Origin of the sequence: Rhodoferax sp., from assembly GCF_028714215.1 — a bacterium.
Taxonomy (GTDB): domain Bacteria; phylum Pseudomonadota; class Gammaproteobacteria; order Burkholderiales; family Burkholderiaceae_C; genus Rhodoferax.
On record NZ_JAQTMS010000049.1, the window covers coordinates 1 to 21,504 of the forward strand.

The 21,504-nt window shown below is 61.6% G+C and carries 23 protein-coding genes and 1 pseudogene; 6 read left to right on the forward strand and 18 right to left on the reverse strand.

The annotated features are described in order from the left end of the window. The 3 genes and pseudogenes from PHS32_RS18530 to PHS32_RS18540 form a co-directional block, all read left to right on the forward strand. Positions 1-241: pseudogene (locus PHS32_RS18530) on the forward strand (hypothetical protein); the annotation flags it as partial. A 427-nt stretch (positions 242-668) separates the two neighbouring features. Continuing rightward, on the forward strand, positions 669-911 hold the full coding sequence (locus PHS32_RS18535) for a UPF0175 family protein (protein WP_301080579.1): 243 nt from the start codon (positions 669-671) through the stop codon (positions 909-911). After that, positions 904-1,392, forward strand: a complete 489-nt coding sequence (locus tag PHS32_RS18540; RefSeq protein WP_301080580.1) for a DUF3368 domain-containing protein — start codon at positions 904-906, stop codon at positions 1,390-1,392. Before PHS32_RS18535 ends, PHS32_RS18540 begins: the two co-directional genes overlap by 8 nt. 372 nt (positions 1,393-1,764) lie before the next feature. On the opposite strand, the gene PHS32_RS18545 is transcribed toward PHS32_RS18540, so the two are convergent. Beyond that, positions 1,765-2,451 (reverse strand): ABC transporter ATP-binding protein, encoded by a 687-nt coding sequence (locus PHS32_RS18545; protein ID WP_301080581.1) that lies wholly within the window; start codon positions 2,449-2,451, stop codon positions 1,765-1,767. Positions 2,452-2,461: 10 nt separating this feature from the next. On the opposite strand from PHS32_RS18545, the gene PHS32_RS18550 reads away from it, so the two are divergent. From PHS32_RS18550 to PHS32_RS18560, 3 genes are read left to right on the forward strand one after another with little or no spacing between them, the layout of a single operon-like run. Further along, positions 2,462-3,121, forward strand: a complete 660-nt coding sequence (locus PHS32_RS18550) for an arylesterase (protein WP_301080612.1) — start codon at positions 2,462-2,464, stop codon at positions 3,119-3,121. Continuing rightward, positions 3,118-4,179: a tRNA 2-selenouridine(34) synthase MnmH gene (gene mnmH, locus PHS32_RS18555; protein WP_301080582.1), complete on the forward strand. Its 1,062-nt coding sequence runs from the start codon at positions 3,118-3,120 to the stop codon at positions 4,177-4,179. Before PHS32_RS18550 ends, mnmH begins: the two co-directional genes overlap by 4 nt. After that, positions 4,176-5,273, forward strand: a complete 1,098-nt coding sequence (locus tag PHS32_RS18560; protein WP_301080583.1) for an SMP-30/gluconolactonase/LRE family protein — start codon at positions 4,176-4,178, stop codon at positions 5,271-5,273. Before mnmH ends, PHS32_RS18560 begins: the two co-directional genes overlap by 4 nt. Before the next feature lie 6 nt (positions 5,274-5,279). Here PHS32_RS18560 and PHS32_RS18565 read toward each other — a convergent pair whose 3' ends face one another. From PHS32_RS18565 to pilW, 17 genes are all read right to left on the reverse strand, one after another. After that, positions 5,280-5,462, reverse strand: coding sequence for a hypothetical protein (locus tag PHS32_RS18565; RefSeq protein ID WP_301080584.1), 183 nt, complete (start codon positions 5,460-5,462; stop codon positions 5,280-5,282). Between the two features lie 77 nt (positions 5,463-5,539). Further along, the gene (locus tag PHS32_RS18570; protein WP_301080613.1) at positions 5,540-6,748 is read right to left on the reverse strand and encodes a PLP-dependent transferase; all 1,209 of its coding nucleotides are present in this window, start codon (positions 6,746-6,748) and stop codon (positions 5,540-5,542) included. Between the two features lie 14 nt (positions 6,749-6,762). Beyond that, a complete protein-coding gene (locus PHS32_RS18575) occupies positions 6,763-7,287 on the reverse strand; it encodes a phosphoribosyltransferase (protein ID WP_301080585.1) in 525 nt (174 codons plus the stop codon). A 15-nt stretch (positions 7,288-7,302) separates the two neighbouring features. Further along, positions 7,303-8,679 carry an adenylosuccinate synthase gene (locus PHS32_RS18580; protein ID WP_301080586.1) on the reverse strand — a complete coding sequence of 459 codons (1,377 nt, stop codon included), beginning with the start codon at positions 8,677-8,679 and terminating at the stop codon, positions 7,303-7,305. An 11-nt stretch (positions 8,680-8,690) separates the two neighbouring features. After that, positions 8,691-9,839, reverse strand: coding sequence for an ATP phosphoribosyltransferase regulatory subunit (locus PHS32_RS18585; RefSeq protein WP_301080587.1), 1,149 nt, complete (start codon positions 9,837-9,839; stop codon positions 8,691-8,693). Positions 9,840-9,895: 56 nt separating this feature from the next. Next, positions 9,896-10,084, reverse strand: a complete 189-nt coding sequence (locus PHS32_RS18590) for a DUF2065 domain-containing protein (RefSeq protein ID WP_301080588.1) — start codon at positions 10,082-10,084, stop codon at positions 9,896-9,898. Positions 10,085-10,087: 3 nt separating this feature from the next. Next, positions 10,088-10,999: a protease modulator HflC gene (gene hflC / locus PHS32_RS18595; protein WP_301080589.1), complete on the reverse strand. Its 912-nt coding sequence runs from the start codon at positions 10,997-10,999 to the stop codon at positions 10,088-10,090. A gap of 9 nt (positions 11,000-11,008) precedes the next feature. After that, entirely contained in the window at positions 11,009-12,397 is a 1,389-nt protein-coding gene (gene hflK / locus PHS32_RS18600) for an FtsH protease activity modulator HflK (RefSeq protein ID WP_301080591.1), read from the reverse strand. A 39-nt stretch (positions 12,398-12,436) separates the two neighbouring features. Then, on the reverse strand, positions 12,437-13,615 hold the full coding sequence (hflX, locus tag PHS32_RS18605; protein ID WP_301080592.1) for a GTPase HflX: 1,179 nt from the start codon (positions 13,613-13,615) through the stop codon (positions 12,437-12,439). After that, the gene (gene hfq, locus PHS32_RS18610; RefSeq protein ID WP_301080593.1) at positions 13,593-13,859 is read right to left on the reverse strand and encodes an RNA chaperone Hfq; all 267 of its coding nucleotides are present in this window, start codon (positions 13,857-13,859) and stop codon (positions 13,593-13,595) included. The genes hflX and hfq overlap by 23 nt, the downstream gene beginning before the upstream one ends. Positions 13,860-13,958: 99 nt before the next feature. Beyond that, the gene (gene der / locus PHS32_RS18615) at positions 13,959-15,299 is read right to left on the reverse strand and encodes a ribosome biogenesis GTPase Der (protein WP_301080594.1); all 1,341 of its coding nucleotides are present in this window, start codon (positions 15,297-15,299) and stop codon (positions 13,959-13,961) included. 16 nt (positions 15,300-15,315) lie between these two features. Continuing rightward, complete coding sequence (gene bamB / locus PHS32_RS18620) at positions 15,316-16,410, reverse strand: outer membrane protein assembly factor BamB (RefSeq protein ID WP_301080614.1); 1,095 nt, start codon at positions 16,408-16,410, stop codon at positions 15,316-15,318. A 41-nt stretch (positions 16,411-16,451) separates the two neighbouring features. Further along, positions 16,452-17,129 carry a tetratricopeptide repeat protein gene (locus PHS32_RS18625; protein WP_301080595.1) on the reverse strand — a complete coding sequence of 226 codons (678 nt, stop codon included), beginning with the start codon at positions 17,127-17,129 and terminating at the stop codon, positions 16,452-16,454. 58 nt (positions 17,130-17,187) lie between these two features. Next, entirely contained in the window at positions 17,188-18,540 is a 1,353-nt protein-coding gene (gene hisS, locus PHS32_RS18630) for a histidine--tRNA ligase (protein ID WP_301080596.1), read from the reverse strand. 8 nt (positions 18,541-18,548) lie between these two features. After that, positions 18,549-19,823: a flavodoxin-dependent (E)-4-hydroxy-3-methylbut-2-enyl-diphosphate synthase gene (gene ispG, locus PHS32_RS18635; RefSeq protein ID WP_301080597.1), complete on the reverse strand. Its 1,275-nt coding sequence runs from the start codon at positions 19,821-19,823 to the stop codon at positions 18,549-18,551. After that, entirely contained in the window at positions 19,823-20,683 is an 861-nt protein-coding gene (locus PHS32_RS18640) for a helix-turn-helix domain-containing protein (protein WP_301080598.1), read from the reverse strand. The genes ispG and PHS32_RS18640 overlap by 1 nt, the downstream gene beginning before the upstream one ends. After that, the gene (pilW, locus tag PHS32_RS18645) at positions 20,676-21,503 is read right to left on the reverse strand and encodes a type IV pilus biogenesis/stability protein PilW (protein WP_301080599.1); all 828 of its coding nucleotides are present in this window, start codon (positions 21,501-21,503) and stop codon (positions 20,676-20,678) included. Before pilW ends, PHS32_RS18640 begins: the two co-directional genes overlap by 8 nt. Position 21,504: the final 1 nt, after the last annotated feature.

The window sequence follows — 21,504 nt, forward strand, 5'->3', positions numbered from 1 at the left end:
TCCAAACCGGCTCGATTACCAACCAAAGACCGGGCTATGCCTGCAAAACGTCCACTTGAGCCCTACCCAGCACCAAAATCAACGCAAATCTGGTCATACAGTGGAGCTGCATGAAATATGCGGGCTAAAGGCCAGACTCGCGATGGAGTTTCGGCTTGATCGCGAGGCCTACACTGAGGCAAAGACACCTTTCATCAATTTCGTACTCGGAAAACATCCTGTTCGCGAGCTTTCAAGGTGACTCAATCGTTGACTTACAGCCGTCACGCCAAAGACAAAATTGGCGACCCCGCCATCAATGACCTCAACCCAGCGGTTTGGGGCATCGAGGGAGGAACCAAGACCTTCCCGAAGGTGGGTGGTGTGGCTTGCGAGCGCAGGCCCCATTCGCGATGGCACAGCGTGCGCAGGCCAACCGTGTAGTTGATGCAGTAGCGCTGGCTGGCCAGTGCCGCCCGCCGCGAGCGTGGGCCGGAGTCCGCAAGCCACGCCGCCCGCCTGGCACGAGGCGTCCGCGCGCCACCATTTCACCAGTGGCAAAGTCGAGGCTTCCGGTCGTTACGCATTGGCGCAGTCAGGGACAGTGGCTGGTGGACTGCCAGCCTTCGCTGCCATAATGACGCACGCCGCGACGGTGCTCACCTGAAGGTCAAGTTATGAATACCGTGATGTTTGAATTCCCTATCGAAGCGCTGGCTTCGCCCGGCTCATCACCCGCATCTCTGGCAAGTGAGGCCAAATTCATGCTGGCGCTCAAGTTGTTCGAGGTCGGTCGCTTGAGTTCCGGCAAGGCCGGGAAACTTTGCGACATGGGGCGAGTGGAATTTTTGTTCGCTGCCGGGCGCGCCGGGGCATCCGTGGTTGCCCTGGATGACGATGAGTTGAGCGCTGAGTTTGCACCGAATGATTGACAGTGCCGTCATCAACGCGGGGCCATTAGTGGCGTTGGCACTGCTCGACCAACTTGACCTGCTGCCCGCTTTGTTTGCCCAATGCTGGGTACCACAGACAGTTTACGACGAGGTGGCCGTAGCCGGTATCGGTAAACCTGGTTCGAAATCGCTGCAAAGCCCGGATTGGCAAGCACGTGTGCGGATGAGTCCAACCCCTGATCCGTTATTGGTGATGGAGTTGGATGCTGGTGAAGCTGATGTCATCAGCCTCGCCCGCCAACTTTCGCCCTGCATGGCCATCATCGACGAACGCCGTGGTCGGCGTATTGCGCAGCAGGTTTATGGCCTGAACGTCAAGGGGACCGCCGGAATTTTGGTTGAAGCGAAACGCCGGGGGTTGATTTCAAGTGTGCGACCGCAGTTGCTGGAATTGCGCACGGCTGGTTACTTCATTGCCGATGGCGTGATCTTGGCGGCCTGCAAGGCAGCGAAAGAGTAAGGTCGCTACCGAGTTTGCGTATCGAATCCAAGAACATCCAGACTTGAAGATATTTGACTGATTACCAGGATATTCCGGAGTCAGACTCCCGATATTCATGTTTTTTCGTTGTGCTTCCCGGCCCCACCGGTTTCAATGACTTGAACCTGGCGATTTGGAACACCGAGGCGAGACCCACTCCTTCACAAAGGTGGGTGGTGCGGCTTGCGAGCGCAGGCCCCATTCGCGATGGCACGGCGTACGCGAGTCAACCTTCTTGTTAATGAAGTAACGCCGGCTTACCAGTGCCGCTCGCCGCGAGCGTGGGCCGGAGTCCGCAAGCCACGCCGCCCGCCTGGCACGAGGCGTAGGCGCACCACCGACCCAAAGGATTTAGGCAGCCGGCGCGGCAACCAGCACCCGCCCCGCCTCAATCGTGATGCGCCGATCGCAGCGCGTGGCGATGGCGTTGTCGTGCGTCACCAGGACCAGGGTGGTGCCCTGCTCGCGGTTCAGCTCGAACATCAGTTCCATCACTTTTTCACCGGTGGCAAAGTCCAGGCTGCCGGTGGGCTCATCGGCCAGCAGCACGGCCGGCTTGACGACGAAAGCGCGCGCCAGCGCCACGCGCTGCTGTTCACCGCCACTGAGCACTTTGGGGTAGTGACCCAGACGCTCCGACAAGCCAACCCGCGCCAGCATCTCGGTGGCGGCTTGGCGGGCATCGCGCCGGCCCGCCAGTTCCAGCGGCAACATGACGTTTTCCAGGGCCGTGAGATTGCCCAGCAGTTGAAAGCTCTGGAACACAAAGCCGATTTTTTCCGCGCGCAGCGCGGCGCGCTGGTCCTCGTTCAAGGCAAACAAGTCCTGCCCGGTCAACTGCACGGTGCCGCTGCTGGGTGTATCGAGCCCGGCGATGATGGACAGCAAGGTGCTCTTGCCGGAGCCGGAAGCGCCGACAATGGCCACCGTTTCGCGCGCCTTCAGCACAAAATCGATATCGCGCAAAATGTCGAGCGTACCGGTGGAATCGGTGACCGACTTGAAAACATGCAGAACAGAAATAATTGAATCAGACATGGGGCATTCTTTGTATCGACGACACTTTATCGCGACCGGTTTACTGTCCGCCGTGACGGGCTTAGCGCAGGCCAGCACGCTCGACTCTAACAAAGCCAAGGTGAACACCCCAGCCAGAACCATTCTGGTGCTGGGCGACTCGCTCAGTGCCGAGTATGGCCTGAAACGCGGCAGCGGTTGGGTCGCCTTGCTGGAGCAGCGTCTGCAGGCCGAAAAAATCCAGGCCAGCGTGGTCAACGCCAGCATCAGCGGCCATACCACCGCCGGTGGGCGTTCGCGCCTGGGCGCCTTGCTGGCGCAACACCGGCCCAGCCATTTGATCATTGAACTGGGCGGCAACGATGCCTTGCGCGGCCTGCCACTGGAACTCTCGCAAGACAACCTGACCCAGATGACGCAGGCGGCGCAAAAAACCGGCGCCAAGGTGCTGCTGATCGGCATGCAGGTGCCACCCAACTACGGCAAGGATTACGGCACGCGCTTTGCCGCCATGTTTTCCGCCGTGGCCAAGGCCAACAAGGCGGCCCTGGTGCCGTTCTTGCTCAAGGGCGTAGCGGACGGACCCGACAGCACCGCTTTATTTCAGGCGGACCGGATTCACCCCACCGAAGCGGCCCATCCGGTGATGCTGGGCAACGTCTGGCCCGAACTGAAGAAGCTGCTGAAATGAGTCTAAGCACCCTGAGCGCCGCCGAGGTCATTGCTCGTCTGGCCGAGTTCGACAGCGTCATCGACGCCCGCAGCGAAGGCGAATTCGCGGAAGATCACCTGCCCGGTGCCGTCAACTGGCCGACGCTCAACAACGAAGAACGCCGCGACATCGGCACGCTGTACAAGCAGGTCAACGCGTTCGAGGCCAAAAAGCGCGGCGCCGCCATTGCCGCCCGCAATATCGCCGCGCACATCGAGCGTGAAGTGATAGACAAGCCGAAGGACTGGAAGCCGCTCACCTACTGCTGGCGCGGCGGCCAGCGCAGCGGGGCGCTGTCGCTGATCCTGTCCCAGATCGGATTTCGCGTGACCCTGGTCGAAGGCGGCTACAAGGCATTTAGGGCCGCCGTGGTGCAAGACATCCCGCGCCTGGTCAGCGGCCTGGACTGGCGTGTGGTCTGCGGCACCACGGGTTCCGGCAAGACCCGCTTGCTGCAAGCCCTGGCGGCTCAGGGGGCGCAGGTGATCGATCTGGAAGCCCTGGCGAATCACCGCAGTTCGGTGCTGGGGGCCGTTCCGGGTTTGCCACAACCGACGCAAAAACGCTTCGACACCCTGGTGTGGCAAACGCTGCGTCAGTTTGACCGCACGCGTCCGGTGTTCATCGAGAGTGAAAGCAGAAAAGTGGGCAACCTGGCGCTGCCGCTGGCGCTGGTCGAGGCGATGCGCGCCAGTGCGTGCCTGAACCTGGTACTGCCGGATGCCCAACGGGTGGCGCTGCTGCTGGAAGACTACGATTATTTTGTCCGCGACAGAGAGTTGTTCTGCGAACGCCTGCAGGTCTTGGCCGAGTTTCTGGGCAAGGCCGTTGTCGATGCCTGGACTGATTCGGTGCGCGCCGGCCATATTGAGCCGGTGGTGCAGGCGCTGCTGACGCAGCATTATGATCCGGCCTACCGGAAGTCCATGCAGCGCAACTTCCGGCACTTTGAAGACGCAAAAATGATAGCACCGGAAGACCGTTCCATCGACGCCATGGCGCTATTGGCCCAACAATTAATCAAGGAGACAGAATGAAGAAAGCAGTCTTGGCCGTGGCGGCAATGGTGCTGGCGCTGGCCGCCTACCTGAGCTTGTGGCCGGTGCCGATAGAACCCGTCAGTTGGAACGCGCCGACCGCGCCCGGCTATGCCGGACCGCATACGGTCAACAAGCTGCTGAGCGGCCTGAAGCTGATTTCGCTGGGCGCGGAAGAAGGCCCGGAACACATTGTGCTGGCCAAGGATGGCAAGCTCTACGCCGCGGTGGCCAGCGGCAATATCTTGCGCATGAACCCGGACGGCAGCGCACAAGAGGTGTTTGTCAATACCGGCGGCCGGGTGCTGGGCTTCGACTTCGACGCGGCCGGCAATCTGGTGGCCGCCGACGCGATCAAAGGTTTGCTGTCCATCAGCCCGGACAAGAAAATCACGGTGCTGACCGACAAGGTCGGCGGCGAGCCGATTCTTTACGCTGACGCGGTGATCATTGCCGGCAACGGCAAGATGTACGTGAGCGATGCCTCGGCCCGTTTCGCCCCGGCCAAATGGGGTGGCACGTTCGAGGCCAGCGTGCTCGATATCCTGGAGCAGTCGGCGACCGGCCGGATTCTGGAATACGACCCCGCGACCCGCGCCACCCGCGTCGTCGCCAAAGGATTCAGCTTTGCCAACGGCGTGGCGCTGAGCCAGGATGAGCAGACCTTGTTCGTCAATGAAACCGGCAAATACCGGGTCTGGAAGATTGCCACCCAGGCCAGCAACCTGGACGTAACGCAGCCCAGCAAGCAAGCCAGTATTCTGTTCGACAATCTGCCGGGTTATCCCGACAACCTGATGCGCGGCCTGGACGGCAAGATCTGGCTCGGCTTTGCCAAACCGCGCAACCCGACCATCGACAAGCTGGCCAGCCTACCCTTTCTGCGCAAGCTGACGCTGCGGCTGCCGCGCGCCATGTGGCCAATCCCGAAGGCCTATGGCCACGTGATGGCGTTCAAGGAAGACGGTAAAGTGCTGGCGGATCTGCAGGACCCCAGCGGGGCCTACCCGGAGACCACTGCCGTCACCGAAACCAAGGACCGGCTCTACATCCAGAGCCTGCACGCCAAGGGTTTAGGCTGGATGCCCAGGTAGTCAGACTCAGGCTTGCTCGGGAGCGCCGGAGTTGGGCGCTGCCGGGTTCGCGCCGTCGTCCTGCGGGGCGCCATCCTCGGCAGCTTCACCGACCTTGCGCTCGGCCTTGTGCTTGAGTTTTTCCTCTTTTTTCTTTTTCTTCGCCAGTTCTTTCTGACGCTTCTCGTATCCGTAATTGGGTGTAGCCAAGGTATGCTTTCAAGTTATTGGGGACACTTTACCATTTCACGACCGGTACCCGGCTAGCCGGACGCGATTTTGCTGTTTCACGCCAGGGCGGTTTGCAGCGCCTGCTGCAGATCGGCCTGCAAATCGGCGACCGCTTCCAAGCCGATTGAGAAGCGCACCAGAATGCCTTGCTTCAAATGTGCCGGCCAGTTGCTGCGCATGGAAGCCAGCTCGTAAGGCACCACCAGGCTCATCGGTCCGCCCCAGCTGTAGCCGATGCCAAAAAGCTGGAGTGCATCGCAAAACGCATCGATCTGGCGCTGAGCATAATGCGGCTGAAAAATCACGCTGAACAAGCCGGCCGCGCCACCGAAATCCGGCTTGCACAAGGCACGCCAGTGTTGGTGACCGGGCGAATCCGGCAGCGCCGGGTGCAGCACCTGGGCAAATTCGGCGCGGCTCTGGCACCAGTGGGCCAGTTGGCGCGTTGCCTGGTCGTGCGTGCGGTAGCGCAAGGCCATGCTGGGCAGCGCGCGCAGCACCGCTTCGGCGTCATTGGCGCCAACGCCGGAGCCCAAGCGCATGTGGGTCAGCTTGAGCTTCATGTGCAGGGCCGGGTCACGCGTGATGACGCTGCCCATCAAGACGTCGCCGCCGCCGCTGGGGTATTTGGTCAGCGCATGCACCGAAATGTCGACCCCCAGGGCCGGACTGGAACCCGGCAGCAGGTCGAACGGCGCAAAAGCCAGGCCGGCGCCCCAGGTGTTGTCCAGGGCGCAGACAACGTCGCGCGCCTTGCAGACGCGCACCAGTTCGCACAGGTCGGGAAACTCCAGCGTCACCGAGCCGGCGGCTTCCAGCCAGACCAGGCGCGTTTGCGCGCAGATCTTGGCGGCCAGATCCCGCGGATCCAGGGGATCGTAAAAACGGTGGCTGATGCCCCAGGCTTTCAGTTCACCGGCCGCCAACACCTTGTTGGGGCCATAGGCGTTGTCCGGAATCAGCACTTCGTCGCCGCTGCTCAGCAGCGACAAGGCGACGTTGGCGATGGCCGCCAAGCCGCTGGGCAGCAGCAGGCATTGCAGGCCCCCTTCGAGCGTGCACAGACGCTCCTCCAGCATGTAAGTGGTGGGCGTGCCGTGCAGGCCATAGGTGTAGGCGGTCTTGTCTTTCCACTCGAAGTTGCGCATGGCGGCAACATTGGGGAACAGCACCGTGGAGGCCTTGAAGACGCCCGGCTGCGGCGCGGCAAAGCCCTCCGGCGGGACATAAGGGTGATGGATCAGGGCGGTCGAGATGTCGGTCATGGTCGGCTGCGCGTTCAAACGCTCCACTTTTCGATCAACTGCGCGGGGCGCAAGGAATCGTAGCTTTCGAACGGCTGGTGAATCCAGGGGTTGGTGGCCAGGAATTCGACCGAATAGTCGGCCGTAAAAGTGGACAAGGCCTTGGTCCAGATGACGGCGCTGCGCAGCTCCGTGATCGGCGGGTAATTGTTCTTCAACTGCCGGATCACTGCCTGCAGCGTGTGGCCGGAATCGGCCAGGTCGTCGACCAGCAGTACCTTGCCGGCAATCTCGCCCTTGGGCGTGGTGATGAAACGCGCAATGTCCAGCGCCCCCTGCACCTTGCCGGCGTCCGAGCGGTAGGAACTGGTGGACATGATGGCCAGCGGCTTGTCGAAAATGCGCGACAGGATGTCGCCGGGACGCATGCCGCCGCGCGCCAGACACAGGATGGTGTCGAATTGCCAGCCGGACTGGTGAATCTTGATCGCCAGTTTCTCGATCAGGTTATGGTATTCGTCATAACTGACATACAGGTGTTTACCGTCTTCCGTCAACATCGGTTGGCTCCTGGATCAGTCCGCCAGATAGGGGTGGCGCAGCAGAATGGTCTGCTCCCGGTCGGCTCCGGTGGAGACCATGTGGATGGGCACCCCGGTGACCTGCTCGATGCGCTGCAAATACAGACGCGCGTTGGTCGGCAGCTTGTCGAACTGGGTGATGCCCACGGTGCTGTCGCTCCAGCCGGGAATGGTTTCATAGACCGGCTTGCAGCGTTCGATGTCATCGGCGCCCATCGGCAGGATGTCGACCAGCTGGCCATCGAGCTCATAGCCGGTGCACAACAGCAGTTCGGACAGGCCATCGAGCACGTCGAGCTTGGTAATGCACAGGCCCGACAGGCCGTTGACCTGGGCGCTGCGTTTGAGCAGCGCCGCATCGAACCAGCCGCAACGCCGACTGCGGCCGGTGGTGACGCCTTTTTCGGCGCCCACGGTGCTCATGTGGTAGCCCGGTGTGCCCGGCACTTCCCATTGCAACTCGGTCGGGAACGGGCCGCCGCCGACGCGTGTGCAATAGGCTTTGGTAATGCCCAGGATGTAGTGCAGCAGACCGGGCCCGACGCCGGCGCCGGCCGCCGCATTGCCGGCCACGCAGTTGCTGGAGGTGACATACGGGTAAGTGCCATGGTCGACGTCCAGCAGTGTGCCCTGGGCGCCTTCGAACAGCAGGTTGGCGCCTTTCAGGTGCGCCTCATTGAGTTCGCGGGAGACGTCGGCCATCATGGGCTTGAGCAGTTCGGCATGCCGCATCGCCTCATCGAACACCGGTTGGAACAGAACCCGGCCGTCGGCCATATAGGGCGCCAGCGTAGGACCGAAGTCAAAGGCGGCGGAACCCAGGTAAGTGGTCAGCAGATGGTTGTGCAAGTCAAGCAAATCCCGCAATTTGGTCGCAAAGCGCTCGGGGAATTTCATGTCCTGCACACGCAGGGCGCGGCGCGCGATCTTGTCTTCATAGGCCGGCCCGATGCCGCGCCCGGTGGTGCCGATCTTGGCATTACCGCCCTTCTCGCGAGCCGCCTCGCGGGCCACGTCGATGGCGGCATGAAACGGCAGGATCAGGGGGCACAGCTCACTGACACGCAGGCGCGAACGCACTTCGACACCGGCCTTCTCCAACGCCGCCATTTCGTCAAACAGCTTGGCCACCGACAACACCACGCCGTTGCCGATATAGCACTTGACCCCGACCCGCATGATGCCGCTGGGAATCAGGTGCAGCGCCGTCTTGACGCCTTTGATCACCAGGGTGTGACCGGCGTTGTGACCGCCTTGAAAACGCACCACGCCTTGCGCGCTCTCGGTCAGCCAGTCGACCAGTTTGCCTTTGCCCTCGTCGCCCCACTGGGTACCCACGACAACCACGTTACGTCCTTTGATAGCAGTCATTTCATTTGTTCTCAAACAGCTTGCACGACCCATTGCCCCGCGACCTGAACCAGTTCGCGATCGCAATGGAACTCTTCAACTTCACTCTCATGCCCCGGCAGCACACCGACCACCGTCTCGCCCTGCGCCCGCAACGAGGCTATGGCCGAGCGCAGGTCCGGCACTTGGCGCCACGGTGCGCGTATCGCGGCGCGCAGGGGGCGCGCCGCCGCCACGCCGGCCAGCGCCTTGACATCCAGACTGAAACCGGCCGCCGGCCGGTTTCGGCCGAACACGGCACCAACCTCGTCGTAACGCCCGCCCCGCACCAGGGCATCGTTGGCGCCCTCGGCATAAATTGAAAACCGGGCCCCCGTGTAGTAGGCGTAGCCGCGCAGGTCGGCCAGATCGAAGGTGACCCTGGCGCCCTCCAGATGGTCTGCCAGCCACTTCAGATTCGACAGCGCCTGGCCCACGGCCGGAAAAGCCGACAGCACTTTTTGTGCCTCCAGCAGGACTTTTCCGTCACCATAGAGTTCAACCAGCGCCAACAGACCCTGGCGCGACAGGGGGGGAAATTTTTGCGTCAGTGCCGACAGCTCGCTGCGGTCCTTGGCCGCCAGCGCCGCATGCACCTGGGCCAGCAGATCGCCTTCCAGCGCCACCCCTTCGAGCAATGCGTTGACGATGCGGGCGTCGGCCATGTCGACGCTGGGAGACTCGACCTTGGCCACCTTGAGGCAATCGAGCGCCAGCAGCAGCACTTCCAGGTCGGCCTCCAGGCCGGCATGGCCGTAGATCTCGGCGCCAAACTGCAGCGGTTCGCGGGTCGCGTGCGGGCCATCGGGGCGCGTGCGCAGCACCGGGCCGCAATAGCACAAGCGGGTCACTCCCCTGCGATTCAACAAGTGCGCATCGATGCGGGCCACTTGCGGCGTGCTGTCGGCCCGCAGGCCCATCATGCGCCCGGAGAGTTGATCGACCAGTTTGAAAGTTTGCAGATCAAGCGCCTCGCCGGCCCCTGTCAGCAAGGACTCAAGATGCTCCAGCAACGGTGGCATGACCAGCTCGTAACCGTAGCAACGTGCGCTGTCGAGCAGGTCTCGACGCAGTTCCTCGATGTGCCGCGCTTCAGACGGCAGGACATCGGCAATGTGATCCGGCAGGACCCAGGCGGACATGTAAATTGGGGTGCTGTTAAAAGCGCAATTTTACCGGGCTTAAGCGCCGGTTTTTTTCACAACAGCAACCAAATCAGCAATCCGCCGGCAATTAGGCTGCACAGGCCAAAAAAACGCAGTTGCCCGTCGTTGAGTTTGATGATCTGGACGAACATTCGGCGCCAGCCAGCCGGCGACAAAAACGGGAAAACACCCTCGATCACCAGCACCAGCGCCAGGGCCAGCCAAAACGTGTCGCTGTCCAAGGGCTACTTCCTGGGATGCGTGGGGGCCGCCGGGGCCGCCAAGTTGCCGCGCAACACCTTGAAAAACTCGGAGGACGAGGGGTCCAGCACCATGACGTCGCTCTTCTTGCCAAAGCTTGCCTTGTAGGCATCCAGACTGCGGTAGAACTGGGCAAACTGGGGGTCGCGGCCAAACGCCTCGGCGTAAGTGCGGGCCGCTTCAGCATCGCCCTCACCCTTGGTCTTCTGGGCATCCCGGTAGGCATTGGCCACGGCCACCTCGCGTTGCCGATCCGCATCGGCACGGATTTTTTCCCCTTCGGCGGCGCCGGTCGAGCGCAATTCGTTGGCCACCCGCTTGCGTTCCGCCTCCATGCGCCGGTACACCGACTCGGTGATGGTATCGACGTAATCGGCACGCGTAATGCGCACATCAACCACATCCACGCCCCACGGCTTGGCACCTTTGACTTTACTCAGCACTTCGGCCTTGACGTCGTCAGTGATGACTTCGCGCTTGGTCGATAAAAGTTCCTTCACCGTCCACTTGTTGATTTCTTCCTGGAACGCATTGCGCACCACCCGGTTGAGCTGGTTGGCGCCGTCGGTCTCGGTCAAGCCAACGTTGCGGATGTACTGGGACGGCTCCGAAATGCGCCAACGCACGTACCAGTCGATCACGACCCGCTGCTTTTCCGCCGTCAGCATCGGCTCCGTGTCGCTGGTTTCCAGCGTCAGCAGGCGCTTGTCGATATAGGACACGTTCTGAAACGGCGGCGGCAACTTGAAGTTCAAACCGGGCTCGGTGATGACTTCCTTGATCTGCCCAAGGGCGTAGACCACACCAAATTGCCGCTGATCGACCACAAACAGCATCGAGCTGGCCAGCGCGAAAACCACCAGCAGGGAGGAGAAAATTAAACCTAGTCTGTTCATTCTTGGCTCCTAGCGTGTTTCGCGTTCACGGGTACGGGCGGTATCCCGGGCGCGCGCATCAGGGGTCGTGGCGGCGGCAGCGGCGGGCACGGCGGCCGGATTGGTGGCAGCGACCGCTGCCGCATCGGCACCCGATGCGCTCAACTGCATGATCTTGTCGAGTGGCAGGTAAAGCAGATTGGAGCCCTGCTTGGAATCCACCAGTACCTTGGTGACGTTGCTGTAAATCTGCTGCATCGAATCGAGGTACATCCGGTCACGTGTCACCTGGGGTGCCTTCTGGTACTCGGCCAACGCCGATTTGAAGCGTTGCGCATCGCCCTGCGCCTGCGCCACAATTCTGGCCTTGTAGGCATCGGCCTCGGCTTTCAAGCGGGACGCGGAACCGACCGCGCGCGGCACCACGTCATTGGCGTAAGCCTGGGCTTCGTTCTTGGCGCGTTCACGCTCCTGCCCGGCTTTCAGCACGTCGTCGAAGGCCGCCTGCACCTGCTCCGGTGGCCGCACGCCACCCTGCTGCAAATTGATGCCGACCACTTCAATGCCGACCTTGTAGCGGTCCAGGATCTTTTGCATCAAGGCGCGTACCCGGGGCGCAATCTGGTCACGCTCTTCGGACAGGGCGCTGTCCATGCGCATCTTGCCAACGACTTCGCGGACAGCGGTTTCAGCCGCCTGCACCACCGCCTCACCGGGATTCTTGCTCTCGAACAGAAAAGCCCGGGCGTCGCTGAGCCGGTACTGAACGGCAAACTTGATTTCGACAATGTTTTCGTCTTCGGTCAGCATCGCCGACTCGCGCAGACCAGTGGCCTTGATGACGCTATCGCGTCCCACATCGACCGAGCGTATCTGGGTCACAAAAATCAGCTCATGGCGCTGAATCGGATAAGGCAGCCGCCACTGGAAACCGGCCCCCACCGAGGACTTGTATTTGCCAAACTGGGTAATGACCGCTTGCTGGCCTTCCTGGACAATGAAAAATCCCGTTCCCAACCAGATTAGCAACATCACACCGACAATCAGCCCGACGCCAATTCCGGTACTCTTCATGTCAGGCTGAAAACCACCCCCCGAACCACCGCCGGAGCCACCCCCCGCGGCACCCCGGCCCGCATTTTTCAGGCCGCCAAACAGGCCGCCCAACTTGCGGTTGAAATCGCGCCACAGTTCATCGAGATCCGGCGGCCCCTGGTTCGGCCCGCGCCTGGGACCGCGGTCATTGTCACTCTTGGCCGGCGCGTTGGGGGCATCCGCCTTCGGGGCGTCGGGCTCGGCTTTGCCGCCCTCGGCCCCTTTGTCGTCGCTGCGCCCCCAGCGCGGATCATTCAGATTGAACATGCCCCTGATTCGCTGGGGCAGTTGCGCCCAGCGAAAGCTGCGTAAATGAAGGTTCATTTCATCTTCTCTTGTGTATCGTTACCGGATTGTGCCCAATCAGGAAGCCGCCTCGTGATTTTGCGGCAAATATTGGTCCTTTTTCGCTGGCACCGGGCGCTGGCTCACAAGGCGCGCCAACTGCTGGCGCAGGGCCGCCAGGCCCTCACCGTTGATGGCACTCAAGAATATCCTGGGTGTTGGAACTCCGGCCAGATCGAATGTGTCCTGCAACTGCAGCGGGCGTCGCTCCGGTTCCATGGCGTCGAGTTTGTTGAATACCAGGACTTGAGGAATCTGGGCCGCGCCAATTTCAGCCAGCACACGCTGGACCTCGGCAATCTGCTCTGAAAAATTGGCACTGGACGCATCCACCACGTGCAATAGCAGGTCGGCATCCACCGCTTCCTGCAAGGTGGCCTGAAAGGCATCGATCAGGCCATGCGGCAAATCACGAATAAAGCCAACGGTGTCTGACAGCGAAACCGAGCGCCCCGCCTCGCCCAGATAAAGCTGGCGGGTGGTCGTGTCCAGCGTGGCAAACAGTTGATCGGCGGCATAGGCCTTGGCTTTGACCAGCGCATTGAACAGCGTCGATTTGCCCGCGTTGGTGTAGCCCACCAGGGAGATGTTGAAGGCATCACGGCGCTCCCGCTGGCGCCGCTGCGTCTGGCGCTGGCGTTTGACCTTTTGCAGCCGCTCCTTGATCTTCTTGATGTTGTCGCCAATCATCCGGCGGTCCAGTTCGATCTGGGTTTCACCGGGGCCACCGCGCAGGCCGATGCCGCCACTCTGGCGCTCCAGGTGCGACCAGCGACGCACCAGGCGGGTACTCAGGTACTGCATGCGGGCCAGTTCAACCTGCAGTTTTCCCTCGTGACTGCGCGCCCTCTGGCCGAAAATCTCCAGAATCAAAAGCGTCCGGTCGTTGACCGGAAGTTCAAGATGGCGCTCCAGATTGCGCTGCTGGGCCGGGCTCAGGCTTTGATCAAAAAGCACTTCCACGGCACCCATCTGGGCGGCCAGCATTTTGATTTCGTCGGCTTTGCCTCTGCCCACAAACAGGGCCGCATCGGGTGCCTTGCGCTTGCAGGTCAGCCGCGCGACCGGGTTCAATCCAGCGGTTTGTGCCAACAAACCCAATTCGTCGAGTTCGGCGTCGAAATTGGGCAATCCAAAATCGACCCCTACCAGTATGGTTGGTGCCGGCAGACGATCAGGCGGCGGCAGGTTGTTCACCCTCGCCACTTGCAAAATTCACTGCGCGCCCCGGCACAATAGTGGAGATCGCGTGTTTGTAGACCATTTGGGTGACGGTATTGCGAAGCAATACAACGTACTGGTCAAAAGACTCAATCTGACCTTGCAGCTTGATCCCGTTGACCAGGTAAATGGAGACCGGTACATGTTCCCGACGCAGTGCGTTGAGAAAAGGGTCCTGGAGTAGTTGACCTTTGTTGTTCACGATATTCTCCGTGTTCAAAAAATTGATGAGGGGGTCACGATACCACAGCCCGGAGGTTTCTCTGGCCGCAGCGGCATAAACCCATAAAAAAGTTGCAGGGTATCCGTTCGAAAAAGATCAACCCGCCTTGTCGACATAGGGGTTGCTGGAGGTCTTGAACTCGATCCGCATGGGGGTGCCGACCAGGTCGAACTCCTTGCGAAAGCGTCCTTCCAGAAAACGTTTGTAGGCGTCGCTCACATGTTCCAGCGAATTGCCGTGGATCACGATCACCGGCGGATTCATGCCGCCCTGGTGGGCATAACGCAATTTGGGACGGAACATGCCGGAGCGCTTGGGGCTTTGAAACTGGACGGCTTCCAGCAGCAAACGGGTCAAAACAGGGGTCGACATCTTGCAATTGGCGGCTTTGTAGGCCTGCACGATGGAGGCCCAGAGCGGCCCCAGTCCCTGCCTCTTGGTTGCCGATATCAAATGCATCGCGGCAAACTTCAGGAACGGCAAACGGGTCTCGATCGAGCGCTTGACAAGTTCCCGCTGGTACTCGTCAACCGCATCCCATTTGTTGACCGCCAACACCACGGCCCGGCCATTTTCAAGAATGTAACCGGCAATGTGGGCATCCTGATCGGTAACCCCCTGGGTCGCATCGATCAGCAACAGCACCACATTGGACGATTCGATCGCCTGCAGGGTTTTGACGACCGAGAATTTTTCGATCGCTTCAAAGACTTTGCCTCTGCGACGCAGGCCCGCCGTATCAACCAGCTCGAATTTCTGGCCCATCCGCTCAAACGGCACCGATATCGCGTCGCGCGTCGTGCCCGGCAAATCGAAAGCCACCAGGCGTTCTTCGCCCAGCCAGGTGTTGATCAGCGTCGACTTGCCGACATTGGGACGCCCGGCCACCGCCAACTTGATGACCCCGGGCTCGCGCTGATCCAGCACATCTTCGGGTTCCTCAAGGTGCAGCGGCGCCAAGGCCAGTTCCAGCAGAGTGTGGATACCCTGCCCGTGCGCCGCCGATATCGCGTGCACCTCACCCAGACCCAGCTCAAAGAATTCGACCAGCTGCGCGCCGGCCAGCATGCCTTCGGCCTTGTTGGCGGCCAGCACGCAGGGCTTGCCGAGACGGCGCAGGTATTTGGCAATCTCGTGATCCTGCGCCGAAATACCTTCCCGGGCATCGACCACGAAGATGACGACATCGGCTTCCGCAACGGCTTGCCGTGTCTGTTTCGCCATTTCCTTGAAAATGCCGCTGGCGGCATCGGGTTCGAAGCCACCGGTGTCAATCACGATGAACTCGTGCTTGCCCTGACTCCCATTGCCGTAATGACGGTCCCGCGTCAAGCCCGCGAAATCTGCCACGATGGCGTCGCGCGACTTGGTCAGCCGGTTGAAAAGCGTCGATTTACCGACATTGGGACGGCCGACAAGGGCCAACACAGGTTTCATTCAGGGCGCCAGACGTTCACTCGGGTTTGAAGCCGAAAATTCCACCCTTGCGAGTGACCACCAGCAGCGTTCCATCCGCCAGCACCGGCGCCGCGGCGATGGCCGAACCGTCGGTCTCGGCGCGTGCCAGCACCGACCCGTCGTCGCGCGACAGCCAATGCACCAGCCCCACCCCATCACCCACCACGATGGCCCGCCCGACCACCAGCGGCGCCGTCAGATCACGGTAACGCAAACGCTCGGAGACCCAGGCCCGCTCGCCATCGGCGCGGCGCCAGGCGATAATTTTTCCGTCGCTCTCGACGCCAAAAACATATTTGTCATCGCCGTGCACGCCGACCGAACCCAAGGCCGGCTTACTCCACAGCAAGCTGCCGCGGGCGGCGTCGACACAACCCACGGCGGCTTGAAAAGCGCGCACGCAAACCACGTTGCCAACGCGGCTGGGGCCCCCGACCAGATCAACCAGGCGCTCGATATCGTTGGTACCACGCGGCGAGGCAATGGGAGCCTCCCAACGGACCGCGCCATTGGACGGATTGAGCCCGACCAGACGTCCACCCATGCCGGTCACCAAGGTATCGCCGACCGCCAACAAGACGCCCGACTGGCGCAGCACCAGGGACTCGCCCGGACGCTGCTGGTTCCACAGCTTGCGCCCCGAGCTGCCATCGAAAGCCGTGACGGAACGATCGGCGGCCAGCAGAAAAACCCGCCCACCGGCGACCAGCGGGGCGGTGAAACTGGGTGCCGGCAGCTTTTGACGCCATGCTTCGCGCCCGCCGTCCAACATCACCAGTTCGTTGCCACGCGTCACCACGGCGGTGAACCGACCGTCGCCGCCAACACCGGCAGCAATCTGGCCACCGAGGGCGCTGCGCCACAACTCTGCGCCGGTGCCGGAATCAAACCGCGCAAGCACGCCGTCCGAACTGGCAAGCGTCACCGCATTTGAATTGGCTTTGGGCTCAAGCGCGGAGTCGAGCTGACCGATTTTCGAGGTCCACGCCAAACGCACGGACCGCAAGCCGGCGGCGGGCGTCAGTTCGGCTGGTTTGGGCTTCTCCGGTGCGCTGGAACAGCCGGCCAACAAACCCAGGGCAACAGACATCAAGGCCACTGCGGTGGCCGCGGTTGAACGAAAATGGAGCTTCACTTTTTCCCTTCCGGCGCAAGCCCGTCGGCGCTCTGGGGATCGACCCCCAGCGAGTTCAATTTCACTTCCACCAGGCGCCGGTAATCGGTGCGCTCGTCAAAACTCTTGTAGGCTTTCCCGTATTCGGCAATGGCCTCTTTCTTCTTGCCCTGCAACAGCAGGATGTCGCCTTTTCGATCGGCCACCAGGGCCTCGAAATTGGGCGGGAACGAGCCGGTCAACTGCTTCAAGGCCTCATCGAAGGCCTTGGACTCCATCAAGACACCGGCCAGACGCAACTTTGCAACAGCCTGGTAGCCCGGATCCGATGACTTGTCGGCAACCCAGCTCAAGGCCGACTTGGCGGCTTCAATGTTGCCGGCGCTGTAGTATTGCTTGGCCACCAGCAGTCCGGCTTGCTGCGCATAGGTGGTGGACGCAAAGCGGTCCTTGATGTCGGCGAAAACACGGTCGATTTTTGCCGCGTCCGCCGACTTCACAACCCGCTCCACTTCATCGTACATGGCAGCGGCCTGGCTGGCCTGGCTGCGCTGCCAGTACTGGTAAAAATTCCAGGCGGCGAAGGTCCCCAACACAACGATCAGGGCCCAAGTGATGGCATTGCCGTATTGCTTCCAAAAATGCTTGAGCTGGTCGAGTTGCTCTTGTTCTTCCAGATCGAGTTGATTTGCCATGAAAATCCTTTAATCAGTTGAGGACAGAGCTAAAGGTCTGTCCCACAAAAAATTTAACTTAGTTGGGGCCAGCGCTGCAGGTCTGTCCCGCAAACGTTGAAGTGGTCGATTGTAGGGTGGCGGCCCAGGCCGCGATATCCGCCAGCGAGCGGCTTTGCTGCGCACCGCTGCCATCGCGCAACGCCTTGACGGTGACGCTGTTTTGCGCCAACTCGTCGGCACCAAAAATCAACGCATAGCGGGCACCGCTGCTGTCGGCTTTCTTGAACTGCGATTTCATGCTGCCCAGCGCCTCGGCCGCGCCGGCATGCATCTGCACGCTGACACCGGCGCCGCGCAAGGCCTGCATCACCTGCATGCAGCGCGGCAAGGCCGCAGCGTCGGGAATCACGGCGTAGGCGTCAGGCGTCTGCTCGGTCTGCGTCTGGCCCTGCTCCTTGATGAGTTCGAGCACCCGCTCCAGTCCCATGCCCCAGCCTACCGCGGGTGTCGGTTTGCCGCCCAGCAGCTCGAACAGGCCGTCGTAGCGCCCGCCACCGCACAGGGCGCCCTGGGCGCCCAGTTCGTCGGTCAGGAATTCGAACACGGTGTGGCTGTAGTAATCCAGACCGCGCACCAGACGGGGATTGACGCTCCAACTGACGCCGCAGGCGCTGAGCAGGGCCTTGACGCTGTCGAAGTGCTTGAGCGAGCCTTCCCCCAGGTAACTCAGAAGCTGCGGCGCGCCCTGCACCAGCGCCTGCAGCGCCGGATTCTTGGTGTCCAGAATGCGCAGCGGATTGGTGTGCAGGCGACGCTGCGCCTCGGCATCGAGCAACTCACTATGCTGCTCGAAATAAGTGATCAAGGCGGCCCGGTGGGCTTGCCGCTCGGCCGGCACACCCAGGCTGTTGAGCTCCACCCGCACGTTGCGCAAACCCAGATGGGCAAACAAATCGTGCACCAGTAGCATCAATTCGGCATCCACTTCCGGCCCGGCAAAACCCAGCGCCTCGGCGCCCAGTTGGTAGAACTGCCGGTAGCGTCCGCGCTGCGGCCGCTCATGCCGGAACATGGGCCCCATGTAGTACAAGCGCTTGCCGCCGTCATAGGTCAGGTTGTGCTGAATGGCGGCGCGCACCACGCCCGGCGTGTTTTCCGGGCGCAAGGTGAGCGGCTCGCCATTGAGTTTGTCTTCGAAGGAGTACATCTCCTTTTCGACAATGTCGGTGGTCTCGCCGGTGCCGCGCACGAACAGCGCGGTCGGCTCGACGATGGGCGTGCGGATATTGCGGTAGGCATAGCGCCCCATCAGGGACCGCACCTTGTCTTCCAGCCACTCCCAGCGCGCGGAGTCCGGCGGAAGAATGTCGTTCATGCCTTTGACGGCAGCCAGTTTCTCCGACTTTGCGGCAGCTAATTTTTCATTCATGAGGCAATTCAACGCGCCCCGGCAGCCGAAGGCACGCCGAAACGTTTTTCAATATAGTTTTCCACGATCTTCTGGAACTCCTGCGCAATCGTGTCGCCGCGCAAGGTCAGGTGTTTCTCGCCATCGATATAGACCGGAGCCGCCGGCGCCTCGCCGGTACCGGGCAGACTGATGCCGATGTCGGCATGCTTGCTTTCACCGGGGCCATTCACGATGCAACCCATGACGGCCACCTTCAGCTTCTCAACCCCCGGGTATTTCTCGCGCCAGAGCGGCATTTGCAGCCGCAGGAAATCCTCGATCTGCTTGGTCAATTCCTGAAAAGTCGTGCTGGTGGTACGGCCGCAACCCGGGCAGGCGGTGACACTGGGGACAAACGACCTGAGTTCCAGGGCCTGCAGAATCTCGCAGGCGATCACAACCTCCTGCGTTCTGGCTTCGCCGGGTTGCGGCGTCAGCGAGACGCGAATCGTGTCGCCAATGCCTTCCTGCAACAAAATCGAAAGCGCCGCGCTTGAGGCAACGGTGCCTTTGGACCCCATGCCCGCTTCCGTCAAACCCAGGTGCAGCGCATAGTCGCAGCGTTTGGCCAGCTCCCGGTAAACCGCCACCAGGTCCTGGACGCCACTGACCTTGCAGGAAAGAATGATCTGGTCTTCATTCATGCCCATCGCCGCCGCCAGGCGGGCCGACGCCAGCGCCGAAGTGATCAAGGCTTCGTACATCACCGGCTTCACCTCCCAGGGCACCGCGCGGCGACTGTTCTCATCCATCAAGCCGGCCAGCAACTCCTGGTCCAGACTGCCCCAATTGACCCCGATGCGGATCGGCTTGTCCCAGCGCATGGCCGCCTCTATCATCAAGCCGAACTGTTTGTCGTGCTTGTCGCCCTTGCCGACGTTACCGGGATTGATGCGGTACTTGGACAGGGCTTGCGCGCAGTCCGGGAAATCGGTCAACAGGCGATGCCCGTTGTAATGGAAATCGCCAATCAGCGGCACATCGATTCCCATCCGGTCAAGCTGCTCCCGAATGTAGGGAACAGCGGCGGCCGCCTCCGGGGTATTGACCGTCAGACGCACCAGCTCGGAACCAGCCAGGGCCAACTCCTTGACCTGGATCGCGCTGGCTATGGCGTCCACGGTGTCGGTATTGGTCATGGACTGAATGCGCACCGGCGCAGCGCCCCCCACGGTGACAACGCGCCCGCCCCAGACCACGCGGGCCTGCCGCGTTCGCCGCGCTTTGGGGACGGTGGATTCAATCGGTAATAAAACGCCCACTAGTTCACCTCAAAACGAGCGACATTGTCTTTGGCAATGGCTATCAGGTCGAATGGCTTTCCGCGCACCTGCACCTCCGTGGTATCGGCCCGGCCCACCACCACCGCCAGCGGCAAGGCACCGGTGGCACCGATGGTCTCGCCGCTGGCCATGTTCCTGCGCACCTGCACCACGCCACTGGCATCCACCACCTCGATCCACGACACCGCGCGCGCCTTGAAAACGACGACACCGGAGGTGGCACCCGAACCAGGCACCAGCACGGCAGAGGCATTGACGGCCTCCGCCGCCGGGGCTGCCGCGGGCAGCGCTTTCTCCTCGTTTGCCGTGGGCGCCGGCGCCGGCAGCGGGAGCGGTGGGTTCACGCTGGCGGCATCGGTTTTCGGTGCGACGGCGACTTCAATTCGCTGTCCGACCGGAAAAAAGAAGAGTACCAGCGCGCCTGTCAGAAGACCCAACACCACCCACACAAAAGGCCGGGAAAGATGATCCCAGGAGAACATGCCGCCGCGACCGGCCGGGGAGCGAAACGGGATGTTGATGCTAGCCTCATAAGCCCTGAGTTGCGGCGCACTGGTGTGCGGCATTTTCGCCAGCACCGGCTCTGGATCGATTTTCAGGGAGCGACAAACACTGGAGGCCAATGCGCGCACAAAAACGGCATCCGGCAACAGGTCAAATCGATCGGCCTCCAGCGCCTCCAGCTTTTTCACCGGAACCTTCAGCGAAACCGCCAGTGCCGCGATGTGCAAGCCCAGTGCTTCGCGGGCCAGCCGCAGCATGGCACCGCCGGTGACCTGGGTCATTGGCTGCGGCGTCGGCAGCTGTTCCTCGGCGGACGGCAAAACGGGCTCACTCATCGAACGCACCTCGCTGGTAGGCGGCCGCTTCGCGTGACTTCGGAAAGCGTTTCATCAACTGGGCTGCCAGCTGCTGCATGGCATCCCGATTTTCCAGGCGCCGTTCAACCTTGACGCCCAGCCACAAGGACTCCGCATTGGCCAGTTCACTGTTGTTCAAACGCCGGACATAGAACTGTGCGCGAACAAAGTCGCCGCGCTGAAACAGCAGGGTCGCCAGGTTGTACGCGGTAACCGGGTTGCCGGCATCGAACTCATAGGACTTCAAAAGGCTTTGCTCACCGGCCGCCAGCTGCGCGGCCCTGACCTGGCACAGGCCTTGCGCGCGCAGCGTCTTGGCGCGCTCGCCATACTGCGGATTGGCCAGTGCTTGCGAGAAAAGCTGCTGCGCCTCGGGGTATCTGGCCTGCTGGCAAAACAGCCAACCCAGGTTGTGCATGACGTTGGAATCGCGCGGGTTGAGCTCCAGCGCCTTCCTGAAACTTTCTTCCGAAAACCGAAAATCATTCAGCCGCATGTAAATCAGACCGCGCAAGCTGTAGGCCTCGGCATAACTTGGATCGGCGGCCAGCGCCTGTTTGAGTTCATCCAGTGCGATGGTGATTTGGCCCTGCTCGAAGTAGCCGACCGCCAGTTCAAGGCGAATGCGTGCCCGCCGGTGTACCTCCGGCTCATCGGAATCGGTGACGATCTCGGACCCGCTGTCACCCGGACCGCCTTTTGAAGCACAGCCGGTCAAGCCGGCCATGCCAACCAGCAGCAGACAGGCACAGAACAACCATTGCTGCATCCGCAACCCTGCCGTCGCATTCATTTTCATG

Bases quoted from the DNA above. Each gene is read 5' to 3' on its own strand.
- PHS32_RS18535 (WP_301080579.1), top strand. From the start codon at position 669: ATGTTTGAATTCCCTATCGAAGCGCTGGCTTCGCCCGGCTCATCACCC.
- PHS32_RS18540 (WP_301080580.1), top strand. From the start codon at position 904: ATGATTGACAGTGCCGTCATCAACGCGGGGCCATTAGTGGCGTTGGCA.
- PHS32_RS18545 (WP_301080581.1), bottom strand. From the start codon at position 2,451: ATGTCTGATTCAATTATTTCTGTTCTGCATGTTTTCAAGTCGGTCACC.
- mnmH (WP_301080582.1), top strand. From the start codon at position 3,118: ATGAGTCTAAGCACCCTGAGCGCCGCCGAGGTCATTGCTCGTCTGGCC.
- PHS32_RS18560 (WP_301080583.1), top strand. From the start codon at position 4,176: ATGAAGAAAGCAGTCTTGGCCGTGGCGGCAATGGTGCTGGCGCTGGCC.
- PHS32_RS18570 (WP_301080613.1), bottom strand. From the start codon at position 6,748: ATGACCGACATCTCGACCGCCCTGATCCATCACCCTTATGTCCCGCCG.
- PHS32_RS18575 (WP_301080585.1), bottom strand. From the start codon at position 7,287: ATGTTGACGGAAGACGGTAAACACCTGTATGTCAGTTATGACGAATAC.
- PHS32_RS18580 (WP_301080586.1), bottom strand. From the start codon at position 8,679: ATGACTGCTATCAAAGGACGTAACGTGGTTGTCGTGGGTACCCAGTGG.
- PHS32_RS18585 (WP_301080587.1), bottom strand. From the start codon at position 9,839: ATGTCCGCCTGGGTCCTGCCGGATCACATTGCCGATGTCCTGCCGTCT.
- hflC (WP_301080589.1), bottom strand. From the start codon at position 10,999: ATGAACAGACTAGGTTTAATTTTCTCCTCCCTGCTGGTGGTTTTCGCG.
- hflK (WP_301080591.1), bottom strand. From the start codon at position 12,397: ATGAACCTTCATTTACGCAGCTTTCGCTGGGCGCAACTGCCCCAGCGA.
- der (WP_301080594.1), bottom strand. From the start codon at position 15,299: ATGAAACCTGTGTTGGCCCTTGTCGGCCGTCCCAATGTCGGTAAATCG.
- bamB (WP_301080614.1), bottom strand. From the start codon at position 16,410: ATGTCTGTTGCCCTGGGTTTGTTGGCCGGCTGTTCCAGCGCACCGGAG.
- PHS32_RS18625 (WP_301080595.1), bottom strand. From the start codon at position 17,129: ATGGCAAATCAACTCGATCTGGAAGAACAAGAGCAACTCGACCAGCTC.
- hisS (WP_301080596.1), bottom strand. From the start codon at position 18,540: ATGAATGAAAAATTAGCTGCCGCAAAGTCGGAGAAACTGGCTGCCGTC.
- PHS32_RS18640 (WP_301080598.1), bottom strand. From the start codon at position 20,683: ATGAGTGAGCCCGTTTTGCCGTCCGCCGAGGAACAGCTGCCGACGCCG.
- pilW (WP_301080599.1), bottom strand. From the start codon at position 21,503: ATGAAAATGAATGCGACGGCAGGGTTGCGGATGCAGCAATGGTTGTTC.